At 73.6% G+C, this 20,515-nt stretch carries 19 protein-coding genes; 5 read left to right on the top strand and 14 right to left on the bottom strand.

The features are described from left to right. Positions 1-23: 23 nt before the first annotated feature. The 7 genes from NITAL_RS02390 to NITAL_RS02420 all read right to left on the bottom strand — a co-directional run bounded on the left by NITAL_RS02390 (position 24) and on the right by NITAL_RS02420 (position 6,879). Positions 24-1,082, bottom strand: coding sequence for a YihY/virulence factor BrkB family protein (locus NITAL_RS02390; protein ID WP_052664472.1), 1,059 nt, complete (start codon positions 1,080-1,082; stop codon positions 24-26). Further along, positions 1,079-1,879 carry a uroporphyrinogen-III synthase gene (locus tag NITAL_RS02395; protein WP_052664473.1) on the bottom strand — a complete coding sequence of 267 codons (801 nt, stop codon included), beginning with the start codon at positions 1,877-1,879 and terminating at the stop codon, positions 1,079-1,081. Before NITAL_RS02395 ends, NITAL_RS02390 begins: the two co-directional genes overlap by 4 nt. Positions 1,880-1,884: 5 nt before the next feature. Further along, complete coding sequence (gene hemC, locus NITAL_RS02400) at positions 1,885-2,871, bottom strand: hydroxymethylbilane synthase (RefSeq protein ID WP_052664474.1); 987 nt, start codon at positions 2,869-2,871, stop codon at positions 1,885-1,887. Beyond that, positions 2,868-4,166: a glutamyl-tRNA reductase gene (locus NITAL_RS02405; protein WP_169786696.1), complete on the bottom strand. Its 1,299-nt coding sequence runs from the start codon at positions 4,164-4,166 to the stop codon at positions 2,868-2,870. The genes hemC and NITAL_RS02405 overlap by 4 nt, the downstream gene beginning before the upstream one ends. A 123-nt stretch (positions 4,167-4,289) precedes the next feature. Then, positions 4,290-4,943: a redox-sensing transcriptional repressor Rex gene (locus tag NITAL_RS02410; protein ID WP_211262155.1), complete on the bottom strand. Its 654-nt coding sequence runs from the start codon at positions 4,941-4,943 to the stop codon at positions 4,290-4,292. 91 nt (positions 4,944-5,034) lie between these two features. Further along, positions 5,035-5,274, bottom strand: coding sequence for a glutaredoxin family protein (locus NITAL_RS02415; protein ID WP_052664476.1), 240 nt, complete (start codon positions 5,272-5,274; stop codon positions 5,035-5,037). 51 nt (positions 5,275-5,325) lie between these two features. Continuing rightward, positions 5,326-6,879, bottom strand: coding sequence for an AMP-binding protein (locus NITAL_RS02420; protein WP_211262156.1), 1,554 nt, complete (start codon positions 6,877-6,879; stop codon positions 5,326-5,328). Between the two features lie 253 nt (positions 6,880-7,132). Here NITAL_RS02420 and NITAL_RS02425 point away from each other — a divergent pair, with 253 nt between their 5' ends. From NITAL_RS02425 to NITAL_RS02445, 5 genes are all read left to right on the top strand, one after another. Continuing rightward, positions 7,133-7,873 (top strand): CAP domain-containing protein, encoded by a 741-nt coding sequence (locus NITAL_RS02425; protein ID WP_169786697.1) that lies wholly within the window; start codon positions 7,133-7,135, stop codon positions 7,871-7,873. Between the two features lie 62 nt (positions 7,874-7,935). Continuing rightward, entirely contained in the window at positions 7,936-8,841 is a 906-nt protein-coding gene (locus NITAL_RS02430; protein ID WP_052664478.1) for a sugar phosphate isomerase/epimerase family protein, read from the top strand. A 267-nt stretch (positions 8,842-9,108) separates the two neighbouring features. Then, on the top strand, positions 9,109-9,786 hold the full coding sequence (locus NITAL_RS02435; protein WP_052664479.1) for a sigma-70 family RNA polymerase sigma factor: 678 nt from the start codon (positions 9,109-9,111) through the stop codon (positions 9,784-9,786). A gap of 145 nt (positions 9,787-9,931) precedes the next feature. Beyond that, positions 9,932-11,116: a DUF5667 domain-containing protein gene (locus NITAL_RS02440; protein WP_157041568.1), complete on the top strand. Its 1,185-nt coding sequence runs from the start codon at positions 9,932-9,934 to the stop codon at positions 11,114-11,116. Positions 11,117-11,537: 421 nt separating this feature from the next. After that, positions 11,538-13,010 (top strand): hypothetical protein, encoded by a 1,473-nt coding sequence (locus NITAL_RS02445; protein WP_052664481.1) that lies wholly within the window; start codon positions 11,538-11,540, stop codon positions 13,008-13,010. A 163-nt stretch (positions 13,011-13,173) separates the two neighbouring features. Here the strand turns inward: NITAL_RS02445 and NITAL_RS02450 are convergent, their stop codons facing one another. The 7 genes from NITAL_RS02450 to NITAL_RS02480 all read right to left on the bottom strand — a co-directional run bounded on the left by NITAL_RS02450 (position 13,174) and on the right by NITAL_RS02480 (position 20,487). After that, complete coding sequence (locus NITAL_RS02450) at positions 13,174-14,340, bottom strand: lysophospholipid acyltransferase family protein (RefSeq protein WP_211262157.1); 1,167 nt, start codon at positions 14,338-14,340, stop codon at positions 13,174-13,176. Positions 14,341-14,345: 5 nt separating this feature from the next. Continuing rightward, on the bottom strand, positions 14,346-15,410 hold the full coding sequence (locus NITAL_RS02455) for an NAD-dependent epimerase/dehydratase family protein (RefSeq protein ID WP_052664482.1): 1,065 nt from the start codon (positions 15,408-15,410) through the stop codon (positions 14,346-14,348). A gap of 105 nt (positions 15,411-15,515) precedes the next feature. Then, positions 15,516-15,734 (bottom strand): helix-turn-helix domain-containing protein, encoded by a 219-nt coding sequence (locus NITAL_RS02460; RefSeq protein WP_052664483.1) that lies wholly within the window; start codon positions 15,732-15,734, stop codon positions 15,516-15,518. A gap of 172 nt (positions 15,735-15,906) precedes the next feature. Then, the gene (locus NITAL_RS02465) at positions 15,907-17,088 is read right to left on the bottom strand and encodes an acetoin utilization protein AcuC (RefSeq protein WP_052664484.1); all 1,182 of its coding nucleotides are present in this window, start codon (positions 17,086-17,088) and stop codon (positions 15,907-15,909) included. Positions 17,089-17,171: 83 nt separating this feature from the next. Beyond that, complete coding sequence (locus NITAL_RS02470; protein WP_052664485.1) at positions 17,172-18,362, bottom strand: ABC transporter permease; 1,191 nt, start codon at positions 18,360-18,362, stop codon at positions 17,172-17,174. Further along, entirely contained in the window at positions 18,359-19,120 is a 762-nt protein-coding gene (locus NITAL_RS02475; protein ID WP_245617657.1) for an ABC transporter ATP-binding protein, read from the bottom strand. The genes NITAL_RS02470 and NITAL_RS02475 overlap by 4 nt, the downstream gene beginning before the upstream one ends. Then, complete coding sequence (locus NITAL_RS02480) at positions 19,117-20,487, bottom strand: efflux RND transporter periplasmic adaptor subunit (RefSeq protein WP_052664486.1); 1,371 nt, start codon at positions 20,485-20,487, stop codon at positions 19,117-19,119. Before NITAL_RS02480 ends, NITAL_RS02475 begins: the two co-directional genes overlap by 4 nt. Positions 20,488-20,515 lie beyond the last annotated feature (28 nt).

The following is a 20,515-nucleotide window of genomic DNA, read 5'->3' on the forward strand; positions in this document are numbered from 1 at the left end:
GGCAGACGCGCCGAGCACCGAGTCTACGAGGCATCCGAGCCGCGCATCACGCGGTAGACCAGACCGATACCCGCCGCACCGACCACCAACGCGGCCACCTTGCGTCGATCGGCCGGTCCGAGAGCGCCGGGGAGGTCGGCTGGAGCCGTGGTCGGCCCGCCACGAGGCGGCGCCCCGGGGGCGGTCACGTACGTGGCGTCCGGCAGCGGGTCATCCACCCGCGCGAGGGACGAGGTCCCAGCGGGCAGCGGGATGGGTCCGTGGCGGCGCTCGTAGCGCACCGCGGCCAGCTCGGCGCCGTACAGGTAGAGGCGACCGGCGAGGTAGAGGACGAGCAGCAACGCCACGACGCCACCGACCGCGCCGTACAGGGCGTCGGCCGTGTCGACCTGACGGCTGACGTACGCCGATCCGGCCACCTTGAGCAGGGTCCAGCCCGCACCGGCGAGCAGCGCTCCCGGCAACAGGTCGCGGCCACGCACCCGGCTCCCCGGTGCCAGGAAGGTGTACGCGGTCCAGAACAGCAGCACGTCCAGCGCGAAGGTCGCGCCGAGCGAGACCACGTAGCGCACCGAGGTCGGCAGGCCCGCGAACCCGATGGCCGTCGAGGTTCCCACGGCCGCGAGCGCGACGGCACCGAGCATCAGCCCGGCCACGACCTGGCGCCCGCGCAGCCGCGCACCGATCGGGACCCGGCCGCGGAACACGGTCAACGTCGCCATCATCGCCGCGTTGACCGGGCGCAGCGCCGTCAACAGCACGCCGACGAGGCCGGTCGCCGTGATCGCCCCGCGGCGGTCGATGATGGTCTGGACGAACCCGTCGACGCCCTCCCCACCGCCGAGCGTCGCGCCGAGACCGGGCACGCTGCGGGTCAGGGCCTCGGCCAACGCGACCTGGTCGGCCTCCCCGGCGTACACGTGGCCGGCGATCGCGATGGCGAGGAGGAAGACCGGGATCAGGGCGATGAAGACGAACAGCCCGATGGCGGCGGCGAACTGGTCGGCGGCATCCAGCCGGTACCGGTCGAGCACGCGGAACAGCACCGCGAACACCGGCCACCGGGCGAGCCGTTCCTTCACGTCGTCCTCCCTCCGGTCACCTCCGCGGCCCGACCGAGCGCCACCAGCAGCCCGTCGAGGTCGTGGGGATCGGCCTGCTCGGCCACCGTCAGCCCGAGTTCGCGGCACGCGGCGGCGGTCACCGGGCCGATGGCGACCACCCGGCCCGACCACGGCCGGTCACCGACCAGTTCGACGAAGCCGCGCACGGTCGAGGCGCTGGTGAACGCCAGCAGGTCGACCTCGCCGGCCGCCAGCGCGGTGAGTACCCCGCCGGGCAGCGACGGCGCCGTGACCGTCCGGTAGGCGTCGACCCGCCGCGGGGTCCATCCCCGCCGCCGGAGCGCGCGGTCGAGGTCGTCAGCAGCGAGGTCGCCCCGCGGGAGCAGCACCTCGCCGCTCCCGGGGGGCACGGCCGCCCCGAGCGCTGCACCGGTCGAGGTGTCCGGGACGACGGTGGGGGCTCGACCGAACGTCTCGAGGACCAGCTCGGCGGTGCGGGGACCGACCGCGCCGACCAACGTCAGTCCGTCGAGCAGGCCGCGTCGATCGAGGCGCCCCTCGTCGCAGCCGCGGGCGAAGGCGTGGACGCCGTTGGCCGAGGTGAAGCAGGCCCCGGCCACCACCCCCGCCGCGAGGTCGTGGGCGGCCGCGATCAGCGCGTCGGTGTCACCCGGGACCGTCGCGATGGTGGGGGCCAGCACCGGCTCACCGCCGGCGAGGCGGATGCCCTGCACCAGCTCCGCGACCTGGTGCGGTGGGCGCGTCACGAGCACGCGCCGTCGCGCCAGCGGGCTGTGCGCGGACGTCGTGGCCACGCCGGTCAGGCGCCGTCGGCCGCGCGGAGCCGCTCGAGCACCCGGTCGCCACCTGCCTCGAGCAGCGTGGCGGCCATCACGCGACCGAGCAGGTGCGGCTCGGACGCGCCGGTCTCGTGCGAGGCGCGGTAGAGGCTGGTGCCGCTCGGGTCCGACAGCAGGCCGAGCAGCTCGATGCGCTTCTCGCCGGTGGGCCCGACCCGGACCTCGGCGTGGGCGCCGATCGGGGCGGTGCACCCCCCCTGGAGCTGGAGCAGCACCTCACGCTCGGCCGTCACGGCCGACCGGGTGTCCTCGTGGTCGAGCTTGCGCAGGGCCTTGCGGGTCGCCGCGTCGTCGACCCGGCACTCGAGGGCGAGCGCACCCTGCGCCGGCGCGTGCAACATCTCGCCGTGCTCGAGGGGGACCACCGTCAACCCCGGCACGTCGGGGCGCGCACGCAGGATGCCGGCGAGGGCGAGCACGACCCCGTCGACCTCGCCACGTGCGACCTTGCCGAGCCGGGTCTCGATGTTGCCCCGGATGGGCTGGACGAGCACGTCGCGGCGGTGCTTGGCGATCTGGGCCCTGCGACGGGGCGAGGAGGTCCCGATCACGACCTGGCGGTCGCGGGGCAGGTCCGCCAGGCGCCACCCCGCGCGGGTCACCAGGGCATCACGAGGGTCGACGCGTGCCGGGACCCCACCGATCGTCAGGTCCGGGTGCGCCTCGGTCGGCAGGTCCTTGTAGGAGTGCACCACGAGGTGGCAGTCCCCTGCGAGGACCGCGCCCCGCGTCCGGTCGACGAAGAGGCCCTTGGCGTCGAAGGCGTCGAGCGCGCGGTCGGGATGCTCGTCCCCGGTGGTCGCCATGGGGACCAGCTCGTAGGGGCGACCGGTCGCCGTCTCGAGCGCCTGGCCGACGTGGCCCGCCTGGACCTGGGCGAGGTGGGACCGACGCGTGGCGATGCGCCAGGGACCGGTCGTGGGGGCGACCGGGGGACGGTCGGTCACGACAGGTCCGGCTGGTCGAGCCCGAACAGTTCGCGGAGGGCATCGGCGTGTGGTTCGGCCGCGCCGTCGTCGGCGAGGCGCTTCAAGCGCACCGTCGGCTCGTGCAGGAGGGTGTTGACGATGCCGCGCGTCAACGCCTCGACCGCGGCGCGCTGCTTGTCGTCGAGGTCCCCGAGCTTGGTCGCGAGGCGGTCGAGTTCGGCGGTGCGGACCCGTTCGGCCTGGCCGCGCAGGTCGCGGATGGTCGGCTCGATCTCGGAGGCGGCCACCCAGGCGGCGAAGCGATCGGCCTCCTCGTCCACGACGGCACGCGCGCTGGCGATGACCTCGCCGGTCACCCCGCGGCCGGCCCGGTCCCGGACGTCGGCGATGTCGACCACGCTGACCCCACCGAGGGCCTCGCAGGCCGGCGCGACGTTGCGTGGCATGGCCAGGTCGAGCAGCACGAGCGGCGCCTGCCCGGCCGCACGCCCGGCGACCTCGCGGTCGGTCAGCGCCGCCGCGACCAGCACCTCGTCGAGGACCGGCTGTGGCGCGCCGGTGGTGCACACCGCGAGGTCGGCGGCGGCGAGCGCGGCGCGCAGGCCACCGGCGGGCACGACCTCGCCAGCGACCTTGGCAGCCAGGCGCTGGGCCTTGTCAGCGCTGCGGTTCCATACCAGCACCCGGCCGGCACCCTCGTCCATCAGGCGTGCCGCGGTCAGCGACCCGACCTTGCCGGCACCGACGATCAGGACGGTCCGGCCGGCGAGGTCGGCGCTCCCGAGGCGCTGGCGAGCGACGTCCAGCCCCACGTCGACCATCGACGATGCGCCCTGCGCGATGTCGGTGTCGCGGCGGATGCGGCGGCCGACGCGCACGCTCTGGCGGAACAGCCGCTGCAGGACGCGACGCGCGGTGCCCTCGACCCGAGCGGCCTCCATGGCGGCCTTGACCTGGACCGCGATCTGCTGCTCGCCGACGACCATGGAGTCGACGCCCCCGGCGACGGCGAACAGGTGCGCCGCGGCGCGGTCGTCGTGGTAGCTGTAGTGCAGCTCCTCGAGATCCTGCGGGTGGATGTCCCCGCGTTCGGCGAACCAGCTCCGGAGCTCGGCGAGCCCCGGGTGGAAGCGCGAGACCGAGGCGTAGACCTCGACCCGGTTGCAGGTCGACAGGATCGCAGCCTCGGTGACGTGCGGCAGGCGGGTCAGCGACGCCAGCGCCTTCGGCAGCTCCTCGGTCGGTACGGCCAACCGTTCCAACAGCGCGAGATCCGCGCTGCGGTGGTTGCAGCCGACGACCAGGACGGACAACGCGGAGGGCTCCCGGGACGGGCGGGCGACGGACGACGTACCAGGAGGGTATCGGCCGCCGGGGCCCGCTCCCAACGCTGCCGAGGAAGCCGTTCGGCCGACCGCGCCACCCCGCCGGGCGGGTCAGCCGGTGGCGGCCGACAGGTCGGTAGCGGCCATCTGCTGGTAGAAGCTGAGCAGCTGCAGCTCCGTCGACAGGTCGACGCTCCGGACGGTGACGTCGCCCGGGACCTCGAGCCGGACCGGGGCGAAGTTGAGCAGGCCGCGCACCCCGCAAGCCACGAGCTGGTTGGCGGCGGCCTGGGTGTGCTGGCTCGGGGTGGCGAGCACGCCGAGCTCCACCCCCCGCTCGGCGACGATGGTCGCCAACTGCGAGACCGGCTCGACCAGGTGCTCGCCCACGCGGGTCCCGATCACGTCCTCGGCGACGTCCACCAGGGCGACCGTCGTGAAGCCGCGGCGCGTGAACCCCCCGTACGTGGCGAGCGCCCGCCCGAGGTTGCCGATGCCGACGATCACCACGGGCCGGTCGACGGTGATGCCGAGGATGGCGGAGATCTCGGTGGCGAGGTCCGGCACCGCGTACCCGACCCCCCGCGTCCCTGCCGTCCCGAGGAAGGAGACGTCCTTGCGGACGATGGCGGAGTTGAGCCCGGCGGCGCGGGCGAGCCCGTCGGAGGAGATCGTCTCCTGACCGCGCTCGGCCGCCTCGACCAGGGCCTGCAGGTACCGCGGCAGACGCGAGGCGGTGGCCTGCGGGATACGCCGCTCGCCCACCGGCACCCTCCTCGACCGGCCTCGCCGGCCTCACCGGCTCGCACCGGCCTCGCACCGCCGACCGGTCCGGACCGGCCGTGCGTGCACCAGGCTAGCGACGTGGGTGCCGGGCCCGGACCATGGCCCGCCGTACATCGCCGGGCGCCACCTCGAGCTCGGCGACCTCGTGACCGTCGATGGTCACCACCGGCACGCGCACCGAGTACCGCGCCTGCAGCGCCGGATCCCCGTCGACGTCGACGAGCCGCACGTCGGCCCCGCGAGCCTCTCGCCGCACCAGTTCCTCGGCGCGACGACACAGTCCACAACCCTGACGGGTGTAGACGACCACGTCGGGCGCCGGTCCTCGCGGACGCCACCAGCCCACGCCACTCGCCTCCCGTCAGCCGGTCGCGCGGCCCCGCAGCTCGCCGCGGCGCACCTTGCCGGTCGCCGTCTGGGGCAGGGTCGTGACCACCTCGATCCGCGACGGACACTTGTAGCGGGCCAGCAGCTGACGACACCGCCCGGTCAGTGCGTCGACGTCGACCTCGGCACCGCCCCGCGGGACCACGTAGGCCACGACGGTCTCACCGGTGAGGGGGTGGGGGGCGCCGACCACGGCCGCATCGGCGACCGTCGGGGCCTCGAGGAGGACGCGCTCGACCTCACGGGGGTAGACGTTGAACCCGCTGACGATGATCAGGTCCCGAAGCCGGTCGACCAGCCGCAGCATCCCGTCCTCGTCCTGCGTGCCGACGTCGCCGGTCCGCAGCCACCCGTCGGGCGTCAGCGCCTCGGCGGTCCCCTCGGGGTCGTTCCAGTACCCCTGGAAGACGTTGGGGCCCCGGACCCACACCTCCCCCGGATCGCCGACCTCGACGTCACGGCCCTGCGCGTCCACGAGCCGCAGCTCGATCCCCGGCAGCGGCAACCCGACGCTTCCCGGCGCCGGGGCGTCGGCCATGGACGTAGCTGCGACCGACGGGGACGCCTCGGTCAGCCCGTACCCCTCCTCGATGGTGATGCCGGTCGCGGCGGCGAAGCGCTCGAGGGTCGGGACGCCGAGCGGTGCGGCGCCCGAGACCGCGAGCCGCACGGACGAGGTGTCGGCGGCTGCCAGCAGCCCGGACTCCAGCCACGCGATGTACATCGGGGGCGCGCCCAGCACGACGGTGACCCCGTGGCGGGCGATGACCTCCAGCGTCGCCGCAGGTTCGAAACGCTCGACGAGCACCATGGTGGCGCCGACCGTCACCGAGGTGCCGAGGCCCACGTTCAGGGCGTAGATGTGGGCCAGCGGTAGGACGAGCAGCACGACGTCGTCGGCCCCCACCTCGAAGCGACCGGCGAGCGACTGGTCCTGGTTCGCGGCGAGGTTGCCGCGTGTGAGCACCGCGCCCCGCGGGCGGCCGGTGGTGCCCGAGGTGTAGACGAGGGCCGCGAGGTCGTCGGCATCACGGGTCACGAGCTCGGGCTCACCGGCCTCGGCGAGCAACGCCTCGTAGTCGTGCGCACCCTCGATCCCACCGCCGAGCACCACGAGGTGCTCGAGGTCGGGGAGCTCCCCGCGGAGCGCGGCGACCTCGGCGGCACGCTCCGGCCCCACGACGGCGACGGCCGCGCCGGCATCGGCGAGCGCGTGGCGGAGCTCGTCGGGAGCCAGACCGGGCAGCAACGGTACGAAGGCAGCGCCGGCGCGCAGCACCGCCGCGTACGCCTCGACGAAGGTGATGCTGGTCCCGAGCACGAGGGCCACACGGGTGCCGGGCGCGACGCCGAGGCCCTGCAGGGCCGCGGTGGCGGCGTCGACGCGCTCGTGCAGCTGCCCGTAGGTCAGGGTGCGCTCGCCCTCGACGACCGCGGGGTGGTCCGGGCGTTCCAGCGCGGTCCGGCGCAGCCGAGCGGCGAGGTCGGGGACGCGATCGGGATCGTGCAGGTCGAGCGCTGCGCTCACGGTGGCTCCCCTCCGGGCAACGGGCAGAGCCTAGTTGTCGCAGCCGCGTCGTTGTCGTCCCGAGGGAGCGAGGCGACGAGCGGCCGGCACGGGGGCCGCGTCGACCGGGCCTGGTCATGACTCTGTGGAACTGATTGACTACGCAGCGTTCGCGCACCGTCCCCTGTCCGGTCGACCGGGTCAAGGTCCCGGACCCCGCGGCCGATGACTCTGGGTGACCGGACATGGACGTTCCGTCGTGAAGGCGACCCAGGTGAACCGTCAGCCGTACCGCACCGCGACCGCTGCCCCGGCGCCGATCGCCGTCCTGCTGACCCTCGTCCTCGCCCTGGTGCTCGCGCTGGTCCCCGGGATCGGCGCCGCGCAGGCAGCCCCCGACAGCGGCGTCGAGGCTCGGTTCGTCCAGCTGATCAACGCCGAGCGAGCCAAGGCCGGCCTGCCGGCGCTGCGGGTCGCGGACGACCTCGTCGGGGTGGGACGCCGACACGCGGTGCGGATGGCCGAGCAGGACCACCTGCACCACAACCCGAACCTCGGCAGCGACGTGAAGGGCTGGGACAAGGTGGGCGAGAACGTCGGGCGCGGCCCGGACGTCGACCGCGTCCACGCGGCCTTCATGGCCTCCGAGGGGCACCGCCGCAACATCCTCGACCCCGAGTGGACCGAGGTCGGCGTCGGGGTCGAGATGGTCGACGGGGGCCTGTGGGTCACCGAGCTGTTCCGCCTGCCGTCGGGGGCCAGCGCCCCGCCACCAGCCGCCGACCCGGCCCCCGCGGACCCCGCGCCGGACCCCGCACCGACCAGCACGCCCGAACCGGCGAGCGACGCGACCACCTCCGCTGCGGCGCCCGCCGCCGAGCCCGACCCCGAGCCCGAACCGCCGGTCCGAGAGGTCGTCGACGTACCGCTCCCGGTCGACCGTGTCACGCTCGTCCTCGCCCGGCTCGGTGTCCACGACGACGGCCATCCACCGGCGGGTTCAGAGGCTCCCTGAGCCCGGTGGTGGCACGGACCGCCACGCCCGAGGCCGCGGTGCACGGCGGTTAGGCTCCGGGCATGCGCCTGCTCGCCTCGACCGGCCCGCTGTTCGCCCGACCCCTCGACTGGGCGCTCGGGGTGATCGCCGAGGCCGGGTACGACGGGGCCGAGCTGATGGTGACCCAGGACCCCGCCACGCAGGACGCCGAGCGCGTCGCCAAGGCGTCCCAGCAGGAGGGCCTCCCCGTCCCGGTGGTGCACGGTCCGTTCCTCCTGCTCACCCGGCGGGTGTTCGGGACCGATCTGGTGCAGAAGGCTCGGCGCACCATCGAGCTCGCCGGCGACCTCGACGCGGACGTGATGATCGTGCACCCGCCGTTCCGGTGGCAGCGTGAGTTCCACCGCTACCTGCTCGGTGAGGGCAACGCGGAGGCGGCGGAGGTCGGGACGCGGATCGGCGTCGAGAACCTCTACCCGGTGTCGGTGGCGGGCCGACCCGTCCGTTTCCACCGCTACACGTTGGCCGAACACCTCGCCCCGTTCGACCACGTCGTGCTCGACACCTCGCACTTCGGCGTCGCCGAGGCCGACATCGTCGCGGCCTACGAACGGCTCCGCGACCGGGCGGTCCACCTCCACGTCTCGGACAACCGGGGCGGGGGACGCGACAGCCACGCACCCCTCGGGCACGGGATCCTGCCCCTGGCCGGTTTCCTGCACGCGGTCGCGGCCGACGCCGCCACCGGTCGCGGTCGCGCCGGCCGCGGCGAGGTCTCGATCACCCTCGAGCTCGACTGCCGCCGGTACGTCGACGACCGGGCCGCCCTCGTCGGCTACCTGCGGCAGGAACGCGAGAAGTGCCTCGCGCTGCTCGGCGGCGCCCCCGCGGAGGAGGTCCTCGGCCGACCTGACGTGGTCGCCGTGGCCCCGGGAGCCCTGGAGGACGACGCCGACCAGCCCACCGCACCCCCCACGGCCGGCTGACCGCGGCACCATCCCAGGGGGACTAGTGCGCGGGCAGGTGCTGGAAGATGGCCCGGACGGGCGGGCGACGGCCGGACGGCCGTCGCGTACCATCCCGTACCGGAGCGTGGTCTCGCGGGCGCGTTCCGAGACCCAGCACCGGCGTAGTTCACCCGCACCAAGCCGTTTGGGAGGCGATGTGCGTTCGGCCACCTCGTTCGCCCTCGTGGCGCTGCTCGCGATCATCGTGGTCGCGTCGGCGATCCAGCTGAGCCGGTCTGCGGGCCTGTGAGCGTCGAGGCCGCGGCGAGCACCGCCACACCCGAGGCCACCGCCGAGGTGGCGGCGATCGACCCCGAGGTCGTCGCGCTCGTCGACCGTGCACGGACCGGGGACGCCCAGGCGTTCGCCGACCTCTACGACCGCTACGTCGATCAGATCTTCGCCTACGTCTACCGCCGCGTCGGCCACCGGCAGCTCGCCGAGGACCTCGTCGGGGACGTCTTCCTGCGCGCGTTCCGCCGGCTGTCCACCTTCGAGTGGCAGGGCGTGGACCTCGGTGCCTGGATCACCACCATCGCCCGCAACCGTGTGCACGATCACTTCAAGTCGGCGCGCTTCCGCCTCGAACGCACCACCGACGAGGTGCGCGAACCCGCTCCCTCCGGCCAGAGCCACGAGGACCCCGAACGCATCGCGGTGGCTCGCGACATGGCCCGGGCGCTCGGCGCGGCGCTCGAGGGTCTGAAGGGTGAGCACCGCGAGGTCATCGAGCTGCGTTTCATCCACGACCTGTCGGTCGCGGAGACGGCCGCCGTCATGGAGCGCTCCGTCGGGGCCACCAAGGCGCTGCAGTACCGGGCGCTCAAAGCGCTCTCCGGCGCCGTGCAGGACCACCCGGAGCTCGCCAAGCTCGCCGCGACCGGGCTCACCGGCCTGCTCGCCCTCCTGGTGGTCGGCGCGTGAGCCGCCTCGGGGTGCGCGGCCACCGGACGTCCAGGGCCGTCCGTCGTTCCCTCCGTCCCTCCGGGTCGTTGACGTCCGTGTCGACTCCGGTGGGGTCGCGCGGATCGTGGACGAGCTCGTGGACGCAGCAGGAGGTACCGAGGTGGTGACCCTGAGCAGCCGCCGCGAGCGCATCGACCAGCTGGCCGACCTGCTCGACGGCACCCTCGCGGACGACGAGGCGCGCAGCGATGTGCGCCGCCTGGCCACCCTCGCCAGCACCGTGACCACCGAGGTCGAGCGGCCCCAGCTCGACGAGGCCGAGCGCGACCGCATCCGCACCCGGGTCATGGCGGCCGTCCACACCGACCTCCAGGAGGCCGAGTCGACGCGCCTCGCCCCGTCGCGGACCACCCGCTCGGCCCGCACCGCCGTCGCCACCGGCGTCGCCTCGGTGCTCATCGGGACCGGTGGCGTCGCCGTCGCGGCCCAGGACGCACTACCGGGCGACGCCCTCTACGGCATCAAGCAGGCCACCGAGTCGGTCCGCATGGCGGCCGCCGGTGACCTCACCGATCAGGGCAGGCTCGAGCTCGCGCTCGCCACCGAGCGCCTCGAGGAGGTGACCGACTCCGTTGCGCGCGGCGGGGTGCGCAACCAGGACCTGATCGACACGCTGCGACGCATGGACGAGCGGTCGTGGAGCGGCGCGCAGACCCTCGTCCGCGTCGCCGAACGCTCCGGCGAGCCCGACCTGATCCACGAGGTGGCGCGGTTCACCGAACGTCAGGCGTCGGGCATCGTCGACGTGTTCGGGGACCTGCCCATCGAGGTCCGCCCCCACGCCGAGGACTCGCTCGCCACGCTCCGTGCCATCCGCGAGCAGCTCGTGGCGCCGGCGCTCGGCCAGCACGACGACATCGCCTCCGCCGAGCTCGCCGCAGCGATCGAGTCGCTGCTGCGCTCCTCGCCGTTGCCGCCGGGCCCGGGGTTCTCCGAGCCCACCTCCACCGGTGACGGGAGCTCGACCACCGACGGCGCGACGAGCGAGGGTTCGACCTCGACCACCCCGTCGCTCGGCGGCGAGCCGCTCCCCCTCCCCGGGGACACCGTGACCTCCACCGACGACGATCCCACGCTGGTGCCGGGCCTGACCGGCCCGCTCGACGAGGTCGGCGAGGCGGTGGACGACACCCTCGGCGAGATCGTCGACGGCACCGACGACCTCGTCGAGGACACCGTGGAGGAGCTCGACGACCTCGTCGACGACACCGTGGAGGTCGTCGACGGTCTGCTCAACGGTGCCCTCGGCACCGTCGGTGGCCTCCTCGGTGGCACGTCCACCGACTGAGCACCCGGTCGGCGCGCTCGCGGGGCTGCGCGACGACGTCGCCGCGCTCGTCGGCCCGGCCCCGCGACTGCGCCGGCCGCCGAACGCGAGCTGAGCTCCGGGACCAGGGGCGACCCGGCACGGCTCCCTGCGCGGCTGCGCCGAAGATCCGTGGGGGGCCGGCACCGCGGGGGCGCTCACGGGGTGTGCACACCTGCAGCAGCGCGTGCGCCGGCCGCCCGGCGCCGATCCGCGCGCGTCCACCGCGTGCCGGGAACACAGCCCCGTCGTTGTAGGGTCCAGACCGAACCGCACCGAGGACTAGTCACATCGGGCCCTACGGAGCGAAGGTGGACGGGCCGTCCGGACCTGTCCGAGACCACCGCCGGCGCGCCGGCGAACCCTACGAGTCGTTGACCCGACGAACTGGAGGCACCGGGGGATGAACAGAACCCGACTGTGGCGCACCACCACCGCAGGGCTGGCCGCGGCCGCCCTGCTCACCATGTCCGCCGGCATCGCGACCGCCAGCACCACGGCCGGTGAGATCCCCGAGACGGGTCTCGGAGGCTTCGCCGGGTACGCCGAGGCCGAAGGCGTCATCGCGTTCGTCGGTCTCCCTGCGGCGCTCGCCGAGGGACTCGACCCCCTGCTCCAGGCGCTCGGCATCGCCGGCACGTCCCCGCTCGACGGTGACGAGACCAGCGGCCTGCGCATCGACCTCGCGCGGGTGCAGGCCGACCTCGAGCGTGCTGCTGCCGGTGAGGACATCTCCTCCGAGTCCAGTGCGTTCATCACCAACCTGATCCTCGCATCAGCCGACTTCGACGAGCCGGGTGCCTGCCAGGGTGGCCCCATCGAGGTCGCCGTCCCCGAGGACCTGCCGTTCCTGACCTTCACCCTCGCGGGCGTCGACTGCGAGGAGTCGGACGAGCGGGCGTTCGCGGACGTCCAGATCACTGGTCTCGGGATCTTCCTCGGCAACCTCATCGCTCAGGGTGACAGCGACGGTCAGCTCGCCGCAGGCATCCAGGCGGCCATCGACGGCCTCAACGAGAACCTCCTCGCCAACGCCAACGAGCTGCTGTGCCCGATCGGCGAGGGCCTGCTCGGCGATGACGCCATCGAGAGCTGCGACGCCGACGAGCCGATCCTGCAGCTCGAGAACCCCCTCGAGATCGACATCCCGCTCATCGACCTCGATCTCATCCAGGCGACAGCGGAGGTCACCCAGGACGGTGACTCCGTCACCGCGACCGCGACGTCGTCGGTCGCGGGTCTCAACACCATCGGTGTCGTGTGCGCCGACCAGGTCCACACCTCGACCGCCACGTCGGACGGCACGACCGCGTCCCGTGACGCGAACGTCACCTCGCTCGATGGCTCGACGTGCAACACCGACCAGACGCTCTTCCGGCTGCTGCTCGGTGACGGGCCGCTCGGCGACGTCGGCCTGTTCGACGCCATCCTCCAAGACGACGCGCTCGACGGCAGCCTCGAGCCGCTGTTCGAGGGCCTCAACGAGCTGCTCGACGCGCTGTCGACCGCGGCGTTGACCGGCGGCACCGCCAACCTCGGCCCGATCGAGGGCGCCGGCACCACCGCGAGCACCAGCCCGTTCGTGGTGGCCCAGACCATCCCGTTCGACGCGATCGAGCCGCTCGAGCCGCTCGGCGAGATCCGGATCGTCGTCGCCGGCGGCCACACCGCCGTCGGCGTCAACGCCGTGCCCGCCGGTGTCGAGCCGCCGGCTGCGCCGGAGCAGCCGGAGCAGCCGGCGCAGCCGGTGACCCCGGCCGGCCCCGGCGACCCGGCGACGCCGACCAACCTGCCCCGCACGGGCGCAGGCGCGGGCGCCCTGCTCGGCCTCGCTGCCCTCGGTGCCGCCGCCGCGCTGCGCCGTCGGAGCGCCTGAGTCGCACCTCGCAACGTGAGAGGGGCGGGCCTTTCGGGCCCGCCCCTCTCACGTGTCCTGGGCCACCGATCCAGGGTCGTCCTCGGTCGCTGAGCGACCTGCGGACTCCCGGCCGTGCGTGCTCCTCGATCCCTCGAGGGATCTCGTCCGCGCCGCCGGCTGCTCAGAGGAACACCGAACGACGTCCCATGAGGTTGCGGTAGAGCATCTGTTGGATGGTGTCGCGCACCCGGTCGGTGAGGTCGAAGACCGCCATCGGATCGTCCGCCGCACCGGGTCCGTACTCGGTGGTGTCGATGGGCTCGCCGTACTCGAGGATCCACTTGCTCGGCAGCGGCAGCAGCGCGATCGGGCCGAGCACGGGGAGGGCGAACATCTGCGGCACGATGGGGAAGTACGGCAGGCCGAGGAGGCGCGCCACGACCCGCAGGTCGTAGAGCATCGGGTAGATCTCCTCGGATCCGATGATCGCCGTCGGCACGATGGGGACCTGGGCACGCAGCGCCGTGGCCACGAACCCGCCGCGCCCGAACCGCTGCAGCTTGTAGCGGTCCTTCCACGGCTTGCCGATGCCCTTGAACCCCTCGGGCCACACGGCGACGAGCTCACCGCCCGCGAGCAGCCGGTCGGCATCGTCCCCGGAGGCGAGGGTGGCGCCCGTCTTGCGGCTCAGCGGTCCGACGAACGGGGTCTTGAACACCAGGTCGGCGGCGAGCTCGCGTGCGTGGCGGCCCGTGTGCTCGAGGATGTCGAGTCGGGTGATCATCGCGTCGACCGGCAGGGTGCCGGCGTGGTTGGCCACCACCAGACCCCCACCCTCGGGGGGCAGGTGCTCCACGCCGTGCGAGCTGACGCGCCAGTAGTGACGGTGCAGCGGACGGAGCAGCGGCATCAGGACCGACTCCGTCAGATCGACGTCGAACCCGTACTCGTCGACGTCGTAGTCCCCGGTGAGCCGGCGACGCAGGAACGCAGCGGCCTCGCGCACGTGGTCGAGGAAGCGCTCCCCCGACACGTCACGCAGGGCCTCGAGCGCGTCGACCGCCGGCGCCCAGCCGCGGCGGGCCACCTCCGCGTCGACACGCGCCCGGGCCGCATCCCCCTCGGGGTCGGGACCCGAGGTGGGCGGGGACGGGGGGCGACGGGTCGGTCCGGCCTCGATGGCGTGGACGCGACAGCGGCCGTCCTCGACCGCGTAGTTGCGGCAGGCGCGCCCGTCGGCGGTCAGCGCCGCGCAGCGGGCACGACCGTCCGGTGCGCTGCGCCGGGCAGCACGTTCCTCGTCGATGGAGATGATCTCGGCCTCGCGGGCCGTCGCGTCGTCGGCCACGGCCGTCACCGCCTCTCGCGCTGGGTGGCCAGGAAGCGCTCCTGGCCCTTGCGCTGGATGAAGTCGTAGAGCTCACGCTCCCAGCGGATGACCTCGTCACGGTCGATCAGACCCGTGATCCGCCGCCGGCGGAGGTAGTCCTCGAACGCCTCGCGGGTGGTCCACCGTGGCGCGTACCCGAAGTCCTTGCGCAATCGGGCGGTGTCCACGCACCGGCCGTAGCGCAGGAAGCTCAGCTGGTCCGAGGCGAAATCCGCCCGTCGCTGCCGTCGGAACGCCCCGGCGACCGCCGACACCAGGGGCCCGGGGATGGGAGCCGTGGGGCGGCCCGCCAGGCGGGCGCACTGCGAGAGGTACAGGACCCCGTCGCCGGCGACGTTGAAGGTCCCGGAGGGTGCGCCGGTGACGGCCCGGACGAGGATCTCGACGCCGTCCTCCTCGTGCACGAACTGCAGCCGTGGGTCGAACCCGAGCACGGTCGGCACGACCGGGAAGCTGAACAACGCGTCGAAGGCACCCTGGACCTGGCCACCGAGGAAGTTGGCGAAGCGCAGGACGGTCAGATCGACGTCCGTCCGGCGACGGGCGAACGCTCGGGCGTAGCCCTCGATCTCGGTGGCGTCCTTGGCGAAGCCGTGCGCCGGCGTGCGACGCGGCTGCACGTCCTCGGAGAACAGCGCTGGATCGTCGTGTGCGGTGCCGTACACGGCGGTCGTGGACTTGAGCACGAAACGATCGAGGTGCGGGGCTTTCTGGCAGGCGGCGAGCAGCTGCATCGCCCCGATGACGTTGAGCTCCTTCATCCGTGCCCGGCCGCCGGCCGCCGAGGGGGTCGCGGTGGTGGCCATGTGGAGGACGGTGTCGACCTCGGAGGCGGTGATGACGCGGGCGACGAGCGGGTTCCTGATGTCGGCCCGGACGAACTCGGTGCGGCGCAGGTCGTGGGTGGGTTCACGGACGTCGACGCCGATGACCTCGAGGATGTCGTCGCGCGCCTCGAGGGCCCGCGCCACCGCGCCGGCGAGCTGGCCGGCGATGCCGGTGATCAGAACGCGGCGACCCTCAGGCACGTCAGCGCCTTCCTCGGGGGGTGGGCGGGACCTGGTGCGACGACGTGCCGAGTGAACCAGAACGTCGGGGTCCCGTAGACACCGAGGAGGGGACCGTGGTGCGCCTCAGCTCGACCTGCCCTCCTCGAGGGCGTCGAGGTCCACGGTCGCCGGGTCGACCGTCTGCGCGGCCAGGTACACCTCGAGGTCGCGCTCGCGCACCCGGTAGTTGCGCCCGACGCGCACCGCGGGCAGCTCGCCCCGGCGGATGAGCCGGTAGATGGTCATCGTCGACACGCGCAGCTGGTCGGCGACCTCCGCAGCGGTCAGCAGGGTCATGCTCATCCGGGGCTCCTCACCACTCGTCCGCGCCCGTGCACGCGGCGACGGTGCCAGCGGGTACGGGTAACGGTAGCGGGGCACCAGGGGGCAGCACCAGGCTCGGTTCGGTGCAGCAGCACACGTTCGGCTCGGCGAGCGACAGGTTCCACACCCGCCACGCCGCGGACACGCCCGGTCAGCGCACCCCGTGGCGCGGCAGGATGCGGGCGCGCCAGGCCTCGACGACCTCCTCGGCGGCTCGTCGTGCCCCGTCGACCAACTGCGGCGACAGCCGGACCGGGTCGTCGGTGAACCCGGTGGGTGGGCGCGCGCCGGTGCGCTCGACGACCCGCTCCCGCCACCCCATGGGTGTCTCGACCGGCAGCGTGCGCCCCGTCATCTCCGCGAACGCCAGGGTCCAGGCCCGCGGCACGACGGTGGCGAGCTCGTAGCCACCCCCGCCGGTCGCGATCCACCGACCGTCGCAGACCTCGTGCGCGAGGCGGTGGAGGCGAGCGTAGGTCGCCGCCATGTCGTCGACCGTCAGCGACAGGTGCGCCAGCGGGTCGGTGGCGTGGGTGTCGCAGCCGAGCTGCGTGACGAGCACGTCGGCGTCGAAAGCGCGGATGAGCGGCTCGACGACCTCGTCGAACGCACCGAGCCAGAGATCGCCCGTGGTGCCCGGGTGCAACGGCAGGTTGGCGACGCTGCCGATGGCCCCGGGGCCGCCGATGTCGTCGATCTCACCGGTCCCGGGGAACAGGAACCGGCCCGACTCGTGCAGCGAGATGGTCAGCACGCGGGGGTCGTCGGCGAACATGACCTCGACGCCGTCCCCGTGGTGCACGTCCACGTCGACGTAACAGACGCGCTCCGCGCCGTGCTCGAGCAGCCAGTCGATCGCGACGGCCGGATCGTTGTAGACGCAGAACCCGGCGGCACGGTCGGGCATGGCGTGGTGGAGACCACCCGCGGGGTTGAAGGCGTGGTCGGCCTCACCCTCCCACACCTGTCGCGCAGCCTCCTTGGTCGCCGCGCACACCAGCATGGAGGTGGGATGCATCCCCCCGAACGCCGGCGTGTCGCCCGGCCCCAGCCCGAAGCGCGGGTCGAGGGGCAGATCCGGCGCACCCGACGCACGACGGACAGCGGCGACGAAGTCGGGGCGGTGCAACCGGAGCAGCTCGGTCTCGTCGAAGCTCGCGGGTCGGACCTCGGTGACGTCACCGCCGACGAGGCCGGTGCGACGGATGAGGTCGATGGTGAGCTCGACCCGCACGGGTGCGAGGGGGTGGCCGGGTCCGAGGTCGTAGGCGACCAGCGCGTCGTCCCACACCAGGGCGACCCGGCCCGCTGCGCTCGCTCCCTGTCCCGCCACCTTCGGCTCCCTCGCACGCGTGGCGGTGAGCGTAGGAGGTCGCGGTCGAGGCGCCGGCGTCGAGCGCCGTAGCGGGCCGCCGTTCAGTCGCGACGCAGCGCGTCGACCGGGTCGAGCCGTCCGGCGCGGCGGGCCGGCAGCACCCCGAACAGCAGCCCCACACCGACCGAGACCCCGAGCGCGAGGACGATCGACCACCAGGTGATCTCGGCAGTCAGCGGCGTGACCGCCTCGGCGAGCCAGGCCAGGGTGATGCCCATCGCCAGGCCGAGGATGCCGCCCAGGCCGGTGAGCGCGATGGCCTCGAGCAGGAACTGACGGGTGATGTCGCGGGTCCGCGCACCGAGAGCCTTGCGCAACCCGATCTCGCGCGTGCGCTCGGACACCGAGACCAACATGATGTTCGACACCCCGACGCCGCCGACCAGCAGCGAGATGCCGGCGATGGCGGCGAGCACCAGGGTGAGGATCTGGAGGATGTCACCGACCACCCCGATGATCTCGTCTTGGCTGAGCACGGTGAACTCGGCCGCGTCCAGCCGCCGGTTGAGCACCCGCTCGATGGTCGCCCGGTCGGTGTCGATCGTCCCGGTCTCGCTCGCGCGGACGAAGATGGCATCGAGGGTGTTCACGCCGAAGAGGCGCTGGCCGGTCGTGACGGGCACGAGGATCTCGTCGTCCCGATCCGGCCCGAACGCGGCACCACCTACCCGCTCGAGCACCCCCTGGACGCGGAAACGGATCCCGCCGATCGTCAGGGTGCGACCGATCGGGTCCTGGTCACCGAACAGCGATCCGGCCGTGGTCGCGCCGATCAGGGCGACGCGACGGGCCGTCAACACGTCGGAGCCGGACAGCGGCTGGCCGCGTGCGACCTCGCGCTCCACCACCCTGAGGTAGCCAGCCGTGATGCCGTACACGGACGTGGTCAGACGCTGTCCCTCGGCCTGGACCTGCTCGCCGCCGACCACGTACCCGCCGGCGCGCCCCTCGCCACCGGGCAGCTCGCGCTCCAGATCGTCGATGTCCTCGGTGACGAAACGGGCGCGCGCCGGCGCCGCCCCGAAGTCACCGTCGCCGGGCAGGACGAACAGCAGGTTCGAACCGAGCCCCTCGATGGCGCCGGTGATCTCCTGTCGGGCGCCCTGGCCGATGGCGACCAGTACCACCACCGACATGACGCCGATGACGACGCCGAGGGTCGTGAGCGCCGACCGCAAGCGGTTGGCGACCAGCGCCTGCATCGCGACCCGGACGGCCTCGCGCAGGCTCACGGTGCACCAGCGGGCTCGACGGGACCCTCGGGGTGGCTGTCGGTGAGGATCCGGCCGTCGCGCAGCTCGATACGTCGACGGGCGCGGCGGGCGATCTCGGGTTCGTGGGTGATGACCACGACGGCCACACCACGATCGTCGTGCAGCGTCTCGAGCAGCCCCATGACCTCGTGCCCGGTGCGGGTGTCGAGGTTGCCGGTCGGCTCGTCGGCCAGCAGCAGCGGCGGCTCGGTGACCAGCGCTCGTGCGATCGCGACCCGTTGCTGCTGCCCGCCGGACAGCTCGGTCGGCCGGTGATCGACGCGGTCGGCCAACCCGACGGCCTCGAGCGCCGCCAACGCCCGCTCGCGTCGCTCGCGGACGGTGCTCGGGCGGTAGACCAACGGCAACTGCACGTTGTCCAGCGCCGTCAGCCGCGGCAGCAGGTGGAAGGACTGGAACACGAAGCCGATGGAGCCGTTGCGCAGCTCGGCGAGCTCGGTGTCGCTCATCTCGCGTACGTCGCGACCGTCGTAGCGCACCTCGCCGCTGGTCGGCCGGTCGAGCGCACCGAGCAGGTTGAGCAACGTGGACTTACCGCTGCCGGACGACCCGACGATGGCGACGTAGTCGCCGCGGTCCACGTGGAAGGTCACGCCCCGCAGCGCCGGGACCAGGACGGGCTCCTCGCCGCGTCTGCTCCCCAGGCGGTAGGTGCGCACCACGTCCCGTGCCTCGAGGAGCACCGGGGGACCGGCAGCGGGTGGGGCGGTGCTCACCCGGCCAGCTCCTGACCGTCCTCGAGCGTCTCCACCCCGGTGGTCACCACACGGTCCCCGCTCGCGACGTCCCCCTCGACGGCCGCCGCATCGTCACCGATGGCCAGCACGACCACGGGGACCTCGCGGACGACGCCGTCCTCCACCACGAAGACCACCTCCTGACCGCCTCGCCGCAGCAGGGCGGCCGTGGGCACGGTGGCGTCACCGTCGACCCGACGGACCTCGATCTCGGCCGAAGCGGTCAACCCGACGCGCAACCGCACGTCGTCGGGCACCTGCGTGAGCCGCACGGTGACGGGGAAGGTCGCACCGCCCGCCGGTCCGGAGGTGGGGGCGATGGCCACGTTGGCGACGGTCCCGCGGATCTCGGCGTCCGGGAACGCGTCGACCAGCACGGTGACCGACTGGTCGCGGTCGACCTCGACGATGTCGATCTCGTCCACCGAGACCCGGGCAGTGAAGGAGGACAGGTCGTAGACGGTGGCGATGACCTGCCCCGCGGCGACGGTGACACCCTCGGCGACCGGTCCGCCGGCGCCGCCACCGCCATCCGCGCCGCTGAGCCGTGCCACGTCCGGCAGGCCCCCACCGAACCCACCGCCGAGCTGATCGGCGAGACCACCGAGATCGGGCGGCACGGCGCCGCCGCCGTCCGCCCGGCCGAGCTCGATGATCCCGTCGGTCGGTGCCACGATCGTCAGGTCGTCGCTCCTGCCCCGTGCCGCCTCGAGCGCGAGCTCGGCCTGCCGGCGTTGCGCAGCGGCAGCCTCGCGCTGCGCCGCGGTCGCCTGCTGGGCCTGGCCGGCGGCCTCGCGCTCGGCCTGCCGGAGGCCGTCTCGGGACTCGCGGTACGACGCGCGGGCCTCCTGCACACGCTGTTCGGCCGCCTGGCGCAGCTCGTCGTCATCGATGCCCGCCGCCTGCTGCGAGAGGGCGTCGAGCACCGGCGGCATGGTCGCCTCGAGCTGCCCTCGGAAGGCGCGCAGGACCGGTGACAGGTCGAGCCCGCTGGCGCCGGCGGCACCCGCCAGCGCATCGGCCGCCTGGGCAGCGCTCTCGGCCTGCGCGATCTGCAGCTCGACGCTCTCGGAGGACAGCTCGGCGATCGGATCACCGGCCGACACCGTCTGCCCGTCCTCGACCAGCAGGCGCGCGATGTCGCCGCCGACGGGGGCGGTCACGGTCACCCGGGCCGCCGGCTCGAGCTCCGCGACCGCCGCCACCGTCTGCACGACCTCACCGGCGGTGACCTCGACGGTGGCGACCTCCGGACCATCGTCACCGGAGCAGGCGGCCAGCCCGAGACACACGGCGGTCAGCGCTGCGACGGCGCGTCGGCGCTGGCCGCGTCGGGTGGGGGTCACGAGCCGGACGTCCTCGGAGCGGAGCGGG

This window comes from Nitriliruptor alkaliphilus DSM 45188 (assembly GCF_000969705.1).
Classification (GTDB): Bacteria; Actinomycetota; Nitriliruptoria; order Nitriliruptorales; family Nitriliruptoraceae; genus Nitriliruptor; species Nitriliruptor alkaliphilus.